Here is a 7,869-nt window from a genome sequence, read left to right on the forward strand (position 1 = left end):
CCTTACGTCGATGAACAAGGGCACTTACGCTTTTCTTATAGAATTTGTCTAGCTCCAGTGCCCTATCGACTAAAGTCGGTTCCCTCATCTCGAATCGATAAGTCAACATCGATTCACTACGTTCATCGTGTTTCCTTTATCTCACTCGATTCAGTCCACCTCCTTACGTCGATGAACAAGGGCACTTACGCTTTTCTAATTACTAATAACTACCTTTAGTATATTTGTTTTCATAATATTCTGCAATGAACTATGCTACCATGGTAATAGGGTAAAGTGGTTTTTGTTTTTGGATAGGAAAGTCAGATAATTTTTAAAAGAGATAAGCACTTTCAAAATGATAGCCAATCACTATCTATACAAAAGATTTTAATTGAGTAAACAATTTTAATAAGGGAGAGGATCAACAAATGTCTGTTCATATCCAAGGAGAACGTTTGCTTCCGTTAGAAAATTCTTTTCAAAGTGAAATGAAGGAACTTTGGGGAGATTGGTATTGTGATTCTGAAATGGGGAAGTTAAAATCCGTACTTTTCCATCATCCTTCAACAGAACTCCAATAAGTGAACGAAACCAATTTTCATGAGCTCATTGAGGTTGCTAATATTGGAAATTAAACAAGGAATGGCATTACGCTTGAACCAGGGAAAGTACTCATGTTCTGAAAATTAAGAAACCAAGTAACTTTTAACCGAAAATGGAATTGATGTCTTAGAAGGTAGATATAAGTGGAATTCTAAAGGGATGGGGAGGCATTCATTGTATGACTGCTTTTCTTAAAAGAGATCCAGTTCCACCGAAATAAAGGAGCATGCAAAGTGAAGAAAATCTTAGTCCTATCAGATACTCATATGCCGAAAAAAGCAAATACACTTCCAGATGTACTAACCAAACCTTTGACAGAAGTAGATTTGATCATTCATGCAGGGGATTGGCAAACTACGGATGTATATGAGGAACTTAAAAAATATGCACCAGTCATTGGTGTATACGGAAATGTAGATTCCGATCCGATAAAAGAATTGGTAAAAGATAAAGAAATCATTGAGGTAGAAGGCTATGAGATAGGCATCACCCATGGGCATGGAGAGAGAGGGACAACAGAGAAGCGAGTTTTAGGAACCTTTGAAAAAGATGAGCTGGACATGATTATTTTTGGTCATTCTCATCTCCCGTACTTAAAGTTTTATAAAAAAACCTTACTATTTAATCCAGGATCACCAACCGACAAGAGAAAGCTTCCTTTTTATTCATATGGTTTGCTGACCATTGATGGCGGAATCGAAGCCAAACATGTATTTTTCTAAAGCAAAAACACAAATCCTAGCAATGAGCTGTTCTAAAGAAAAAACACAAATCCAGTGATGAACTGTTCTAAAGCAAAATAGACATCCTTTTTACCTATAAGTCATAAGTATTACTAATGGAATTAGGAAAGGATGATGTATTTTGCTTGTGAGAATCTATGAATATATCTCTTGGAAAAAAGCCAGAAGTGATAAGAAATTAGAGCTTCATCCTGGGGAATACCGAAGAGTTTATCAGGGAAATATGGAGGGAAGGGTGGAGGAAATCCTCACGGAAAAAATGACAGAGAAGAAAACCGGATATCAGCTAGCAGACTACGATATTGTCACATTGTCTACGAGAGAAGAATTTACTACGTTTTATTTTTATAAAAATGAAAGTCTTCATCCATTTTCCCTCTATCCTTATCAGGCAGATCCTACCGTGGAATAATTTCACTGTATTATCTACACTCAAAATTTATTATGACGAGGAGAAGGCTTATGAAAAAACATATCATTTTCTTGCTTGTTATTCTCCTTCTGGTCCATCCTTCAACATTTTTTGCAGAAAAAATTGTGCAAACCGATGACATTTATACTTACGAAAATTTTCAATCCGATTTGGAAAAATTAGATGAAGAGTACGGTCCCTTGGTAGAAGTGTATTCAGTAGAATCAACGAAATACGGACGGACAATTTATCTGGTGAAACTTGGTTTCGGTGAAGCCAATGTGTTTTATAATGGATCGCATCATGCTCGGGAATGGTTCAGTACCATGCTCACCATGAATATGATAGAAGAATATGCAAAGGCGTATGATGATGAATCAGAGATTGATAGATATGATATTCGCGAACTGTTCAATCAAACGTCCATTTGGTTCGTTCCTATGGTGAATCCTGATGGAGTTACCCTTCAACAGCTGGGATTAAAGGCATTTCCCGAACAAGATCATGAACAGCTTTTGGAAATGAATGGGGGGAGTTATGACTTTACTCGTTGGAAGGCTAATGCTGAGGGGATTGATCTCAATCGTCAATATCCGACGGGGTGGGAGGAATCCTACACAACAGAAGGCCCCAGCTGGAGCAATTATAAAGGAACAAAACCTTTTGAAACGATCGAGACGCAAATTATGCGTAATCTTACAACCATTATTCAACCCGAAATCTCCATTGCCTATCATACTTCGGGACAAATCGTATATTGGAATTTGAATATGTCACCTGAACATGAAAAAAGAGATACTCGCATAGCTGAAACCTATCAACAACTGTCTGGTTATACCTTAATGCAGGCAGGATATGGGGCGGGTTATACAGATTGGGTGATTGAAGAATTAGACCTTCCGGCTCTTACCCCTGAATTGGGAACCTATCAAGGAGAAAAACATGTTGATCCTGGTGAATTTTCGGAGGAGTGGGAGCGAAACCGGAAAGCTGGTCTTTTTATTGCGGCAGAAGGCTATCGTTTGCATGAAAAAAACAATTCTCCTTTAGCTGTAAACCGTAATTCGCCCGTGATAGACCCTGGAGATTTACTCCCAGGTAAAGGTGTGGAAAGATTTCAGTATGTAAGCATGATCAAAGAAAAATATAAACTTCCAACCAATCAGGCAATCGACTTATATCTACAAAAAACATCTCCAGCAGAAGCATTAGGATTACGTTAATTTTACCCTTCAAGGAAAAAACCGTGCGAAGTTTGGCACGGTTTAATTATGAATGGAGTAATATCTCTGTCTAGCTTAGCGAAAAAGCTTCATCGAATGATCTTTGTTTTTGCCCCAAGTAAGGAAAGCTACTTAGACCATCTTCGCTGAAACAAGTGCTTTTCTTGTTTCGAAGGGAGCTTGCGCTTTTCTTATCAAAACATTTCTTCTACTTTTTTCATCATCGATGATTCTAGATCTTTTTTGTACTCTTCATAAAATTGTTGGATATCTTCTGCATCTTTTTTGTCATATCCATTTTCTTCAAGCTTTTGAACGAGGTCCTCGTAGATCTTTTGAAAAGTACTATCTGTATTTTTTTCCAAATCTAATGCGGCGGACTGATATTTAGATAATAACTGTAGATAAGAAATAGATTCTCCATTTTCTTTCTTGGTACGGTATTCCTCAAGTCCTTTTTGAAACAACTGGTCCAATTTTTGCTCTGCTTGAGTCTTAAGAGATTCTAAAGCCGGTGCATAAGCCATTTTAATTTCATCCAGGGAAGAATTTTCTTCTGTTATTGATGAGTTATCTCCTAAAACAAGACTTTCCTCATCCATTTGGCGTTTTCTTAAAAAAAACTTTTCCGTGTCATCTGACAAAGGAGTATCAATCTCTTGATCAGAAGAAGGCTCTGGCTGAGGCTGTACATTCTTCACATCATCAGGTAATTCAATGGAAAAGTCGTTTTGTAATATACCTTCAAGTTCTTTCGTAGACCCACCTGATCCTAGTGAAATGACAAGGAAACCAACTCCTACAATAACAATTGAAAACAAAAGTTGAAAAAACCACTTAAACAACCCCATCACTCCTAAGTCATATTCTTATTCACCACTATTTCACAGAAAGAAAAAATTATACTTACAGCCATTTAGTTTTTTTATTTATCTTAATTTTCGTTTAAAATGAAGAGAGGTTGAACTTCTGTAGAGGTGAAGGTGAGGGTTATGATTCAGAGGCAGATATTTATGGCATTTTTTCGTGTCGGGATTTTTGGATATGGTGGAGGTCCTTCTTCCATCCCGCTTGTACATAAAGAAGTTGTAGAAAAATATCAATGGATGAATGAGGATGAGTTCAGTGACATTTTAGCTATTGCAAACACATTACCGGGGCCAATCGCAACTAAAATGGCTGGGTACATTGGATATAAAGTAGCAGGTATTTTAGGCATGTTCATGGCTTTATTTGCTACTGTTATTCCCACGGTCGTGCTCTTAATTGTTTTACTAACTACCTTGTCCTCTTTTAAAGAGATTCCTTGGGTAGTTGGAATGACTAATGCAGTTGTACCTGTTGTAGCGGTTCTTTTAGGACTCCTCACCATTAATTTTATGGTGAATTCTCAAAAAGGATTAGGTTGGACTCAGACCGTTGGGTTGGGAGTTGGATCATTTGTTATCATTGTTTTGTTAGGGATTCATCCTGGAATTATGATCGCGGGAATTTTATTATTTGTTTTGGTCTATCCCTTCGAGCGTAGAAATAAAGAAAGGGGGAGATCTTAACCTTGCTTCTATATTGGCAAATCTTTATAGCATTTTTTATTCCTGGGATTTTAGGTTATGGGGGAGGACCTGCCTCTATACCTTTAGTTGAAAATGAAGTGGTGGATCGTTTTGGTTGGATGAGTGTTTCAGAGTTTAGTGAAATGCTTGCGGTAGCAAATTCATTACCAGGTCCCATTGCTACAAAAATGGCAGGGTATGTTGGATTTCAACAGGGAGGAATTTTAGGTTCCATCATTGCCATTTTTGCCATTGCTGTTCCTTCTTTAATATTAATGATTGTTCTTCTTAGCTTTTTAGGAAAATTTAAAAATTCATTGAAAGTACAAAAACTAACACTACTCGTTCGTCCTACCATTGCTATTTTATTGGGAATGATGACCTATCAATTCTTATCCAGCTCTTATATGGATATTGGAATTTGGCATACACTCTTTTTAGTAGTCGCCAGTTATTTGTTATTAGAAAAAGTTAAGCTGCATCCAGCCTTTGTTATATTGGGTTCGCTCATTTACGGGGCTTTGTTTCTGGGGTAAAAATTTAGGAAACAGGGGAAGGAGGGGGATGAATGCTTCCAAATCATACATTTCCATTAGGCGATCAAGCCATTGTTTTAAATTTTGGTGAAAAAATTGATCCTGCAATTAATCAAAAAGTTCATGAGGCCTATGCCATTCTTGAATCGATTCAAGATGGAAGTATTCTTGAAATGGTCCCTACTTATCACTCCTTAACAATTTACTTTGATTCGAAAAATTGTTCATATGCTGAAATGAAAAAGAAAATCATAGGCATTCTCGAGAAATACAGTGGATCACTAAAAGCGTCTCAACCAAGAGTAATATCAATTCCTGTAGTCTATGGCGGTGAATTCGGACCGGATCTGGGACGGGTGGCAGAGTATAATGAGTTGTCCGAACAACAAGTCATTCAAATACATAGCTCAACTGTTTACCCTATCTATATGATTGGATTTTTGCCTGGTTTTCCATATTTAGGAGGCATGTCATCAGAAATTTCTACTCCAAGATTAGATCAGCCAAGGGGACTTGTGAAATCTGGGAGTGTCGGGATTGCTGGCGCACAGACTGGGATTTACCCTATTGATTCCCCAGGTGGATGGAATATTATTGGTCGAACACCACTTAAACTGTTCCAACCAGAACAACCTTCACCTTTTTTATGCGAAGTAGGGGATAAGATTCAATTCAAACCAATATGTTTTGAAGAATTTTACCAATGGAAAGAAGGGGAGTCATAGCATGCTTCGAATAGATTTAAATGCTGATGTGGGAGAAAGTTATGGAGTATTTAAAGTGGGTCACGATGAAAAATTAATGAGTGTTATAACCTCTGCAAATATCGCTTGTGGTTTCCACTCCGGGGATTACAATACGATGGCTGAAACGGTTTCTTTAGCTAAAAAACATGGAGTCGGAGTAGGAGCTCACCCTGGATTTCAGGACCTTATTGGCTTTGGACGTAGAGAAATGGTGATGACGCCTGAAGAGATTTACAGGATGGTTCTTTACCAAATTGGAGCTTTAGATGCTTTTTGTAGGGTAGAAAATATTCCAATGGTTCACGTTAAGCCCCATGGAGCACTTTATAATTTTGCAGCAAGAGATAGAGTCGTTGCTGAATCCATAGCTCAGGCTGTTTATGATGTAAATCCTAAACTTATTTTGTTTGGATTATGTAACAGCGAATTAATAAAAGCAGCCCACAAAATAGGTTTGAAGACAGCGTCTGAGGCTTTTGCTGACCGAGCCTACACAGATGAGGGTGAATTAACTTCAAGAACACGGGATAACGCTCTCCACACCTCCGTTGAAGCAATGAAAAAACAGGTTCTTGAGATTGTAAAACACGGATATGTAACTTCGGTGACTGGTAAAAAAATTGACCTTCAAGCTGATACCATTTGCATACATGGGGACGGTGATTATGCCGTGGAGGTAGCACATGAACTTGAAAAGGCTCTCCTGACTGAGAAGGTTGAAATTAAAAATGTAGGTGAGTAGGATGGTATATCCAATTTTTAAAGTAAAGAAGCCTGGTCTTTATGCAAGCATTCAGGATGAAGGTAGAAAAGGGTATCAACGATATGGTGTGCCTATATCTGGTGCCATGGACCGATATGCCTTTAGAATGGGGAATTATATTCTACAAAACTCATCGAATGCCCCTGCTCTGGAGGTTACTCTACTCGGAACCGAGCTAATCGCTTTAGCAGATATTGTGGTTTCGATAACGGGCGCAGATTTAACGCCTTCTGTTGACGGTAAGACTGTACCGATGTGGAAGTCTTTCAAAATTTATAAAGGGCAGAATATATCATTTGGTCAACCAAAGTCTGGTGCTCGGGCTTATCTATGTGTTGCTGGTGGATTTGACTACCAATCTATTCTTGGTAGTTGCTCAGTCTATGAACGGGGGAATATGGGGCGTCCTCTTCAAAAGGATAATATTCTGTATGGAAAAAAGAATGAAAAGTCCCATCCAGGTATGGCTCTAAATCCCCTATGGATTCCAACTTATAAAAATGAGATTGAATTACGGGTAGTGCCTAGCCATCATATTGATAAATTCAAAGAGGAATCTCTTAGACTATTTTATGAACAAGTGTATATTTTTCAAAAGGGAGATCGAATGGGCGGCATTCTTAAGGGGGAAGAGCTGATTATCCATAGAAATGGAGCGGACATTATCTCTGAAGCTACTACCTTTGGAACCATACAAATTCCAGCAAGTGGACAACCAATTATTTTATTTGCAGACAGCCAAACAACAGGCGGCTACACTACTATAGGCACAGTTGTTTCAGCAGATTTATGGAAAATAGCACAGCTTCTACCTGGGGGGAAGGTAAGGTTTAAAAAGGTAACTTTGGAAGAAGCGGAAATAGCGAGGAAAGAGTGGATGGCATAGTAGTGGTGCCATCTTTTTTGTTTTAGAGGGTGCTCATAATTTGATTGGGCGTTTGAATTTCGAGTTGGCGCGCAAATGCTGGGTTGACGCACGCTGGGTTGAAATTGACGTGCAAATGCACGAAACAGACGCACGCTAGCCTAAAATTGACGCACGGATTTAGAGTAGACGCACGCGCCATGGAAATCGACGCGCAAATCCATCAAACAGACGCACGCCAGCCTAAAATTGACGCACGGATTTAGAGTAGACGCACGCTGGGTTGAAATTGACGCGCAAATCCACGAAACAGACGCACGCCGGCCCAAAATTGACGCGCGGATCTCGGGAGGACGCAAGTGCCATGGAAATTGACGCGCAAATCCACGAAACAGACGCACGCCAGCCTAAAATTGACGCACGGATTTAGGGTAGACGCACGC

The 7,869-nt window shown here is 38.9% G+C and carries 10 protein-coding genes; 9 read left to right on the forward strand and 1 reads right to left on the reverse strand.

The window, feature by feature from the left end; genetic code table 11:
• Window positions 1–410 precede the first annotated feature (410 nt).
• The 4 genes from RZN25_15345 to RZN25_15360 all read left to right on the forward strand — a co-directional run bounded on the left by RZN25_15345 (window position 411) and on the right by RZN25_15360 (window position 2,963).
• Complete coding sequence (locus RZN25_15345; GenBank protein MEQ6378186.1) at window positions 411–563, forward strand: hypothetical protein; 153 nt, start codon at window positions 411–413, stop codon at window positions 561–563.
• Window positions 564–818: 255 nt separating this feature from the next.
• Window positions 819–1,307, forward strand: a complete 489-nt coding sequence (locus RZN25_15350; GenBank protein ID MEQ6378187.1) for a metallophosphoesterase — start codon at window positions 819–821, stop codon at window positions 1,305–1,307.
• Between the two features lie 142 nt (window positions 1,308–1,449).
• Window positions 1,450–1,740, forward strand: coding sequence for a hypothetical protein (locus RZN25_15355; GenBank protein ID MEQ6378188.1), 291 nt, complete (start codon window positions 1,450–1,452; stop codon window positions 1,738–1,740).
• Window positions 1,741–1,790: 50 nt separating this feature from the next.
• A complete protein-coding gene (locus RZN25_15360; protein MEQ6378189.1) occupies window positions 1,791–2,963 on the forward strand; it encodes a M14 family zinc carboxypeptidase in 1,173 nt (390 codons plus the stop codon).
• Between the two features lie 194 nt (window positions 2,964–3,157).
• On the opposite strand, the gene RZN25_15365 is transcribed toward RZN25_15360, so the two are convergent.
• Window positions 3,158–3,808 carry a hypothetical protein gene (locus RZN25_15365; protein MEQ6378190.1) on the reverse strand — a complete coding sequence of 217 codons (651 nt, stop codon included), beginning with the start codon at window positions 3,806–3,808 and terminating at the stop codon, window positions 3,158–3,160.
• Between the two features lie 147 nt (window positions 3,809–3,955).
• Between RZN25_15365 and RZN25_15370 the strand changes: the two genes are divergently transcribed.
• The 5 genes from RZN25_15370 to RZN25_15390 are packed head-to-tail and all read left to right on the forward strand — an operon-like array spanning window position 3,956 to window position 7,447.
• Window positions 3,956–4,516 carry a chromate transporter gene (locus RZN25_15370; GenBank protein MEQ6378191.1) on the forward strand — a complete coding sequence of 187 codons (561 nt, stop codon included), beginning with the start codon at window positions 3,956–3,958 and terminating at the stop codon, window positions 4,514–4,516.
• 2 nt (window positions 4,517–4,518) lie between these two features.
• A complete protein-coding gene (locus RZN25_15375; protein MEQ6378192.1) occupies window positions 4,519–5,052 on the forward strand; it encodes a chromate transporter in 534 nt (177 codons plus the stop codon).
• Between the two features lie 32 nt (window positions 5,053–5,084).
• The gene (gene pxpB, locus RZN25_15380) at window positions 5,085–5,777 is read left to right on the forward strand and encodes a 5-oxoprolinase subunit PxpB (GenBank protein MEQ6378193.1); all 693 of its coding nucleotides are present in this window, start codon (window positions 5,085–5,087) and stop codon (window positions 5,775–5,777) included.
• 1 nt (window position 5,778) lies between these two features.
• The gene (locus RZN25_15385; GenBank protein ID MEQ6378194.1) at window positions 5,779–6,540 is read left to right on the forward strand and encodes a 5-oxoprolinase subunit PxpA; all 762 of its coding nucleotides are present in this window, start codon (window positions 5,779–5,781) and stop codon (window positions 6,538–6,540) included.
• A 1-nt stretch (window position 6,541) separates the two neighbouring features.
• Window positions 6,542–7,447, forward strand: a complete 906-nt coding sequence (locus tag RZN25_15390; GenBank protein MEQ6378195.1) for a biotin-dependent carboxyltransferase family protein — start codon at window positions 6,542–6,544, stop codon at window positions 7,445–7,447.
• Window positions 7,448–7,869 lie beyond the last annotated feature (422 nt).

It is taken from the genome of Bacillaceae bacterium S4-13-56 (genome assembly GCA_040191315.1).
GTDB lineage: Bacteria > Bacillota > Bacilli > Bacillales > JAWJLM01 > JAWJLM01.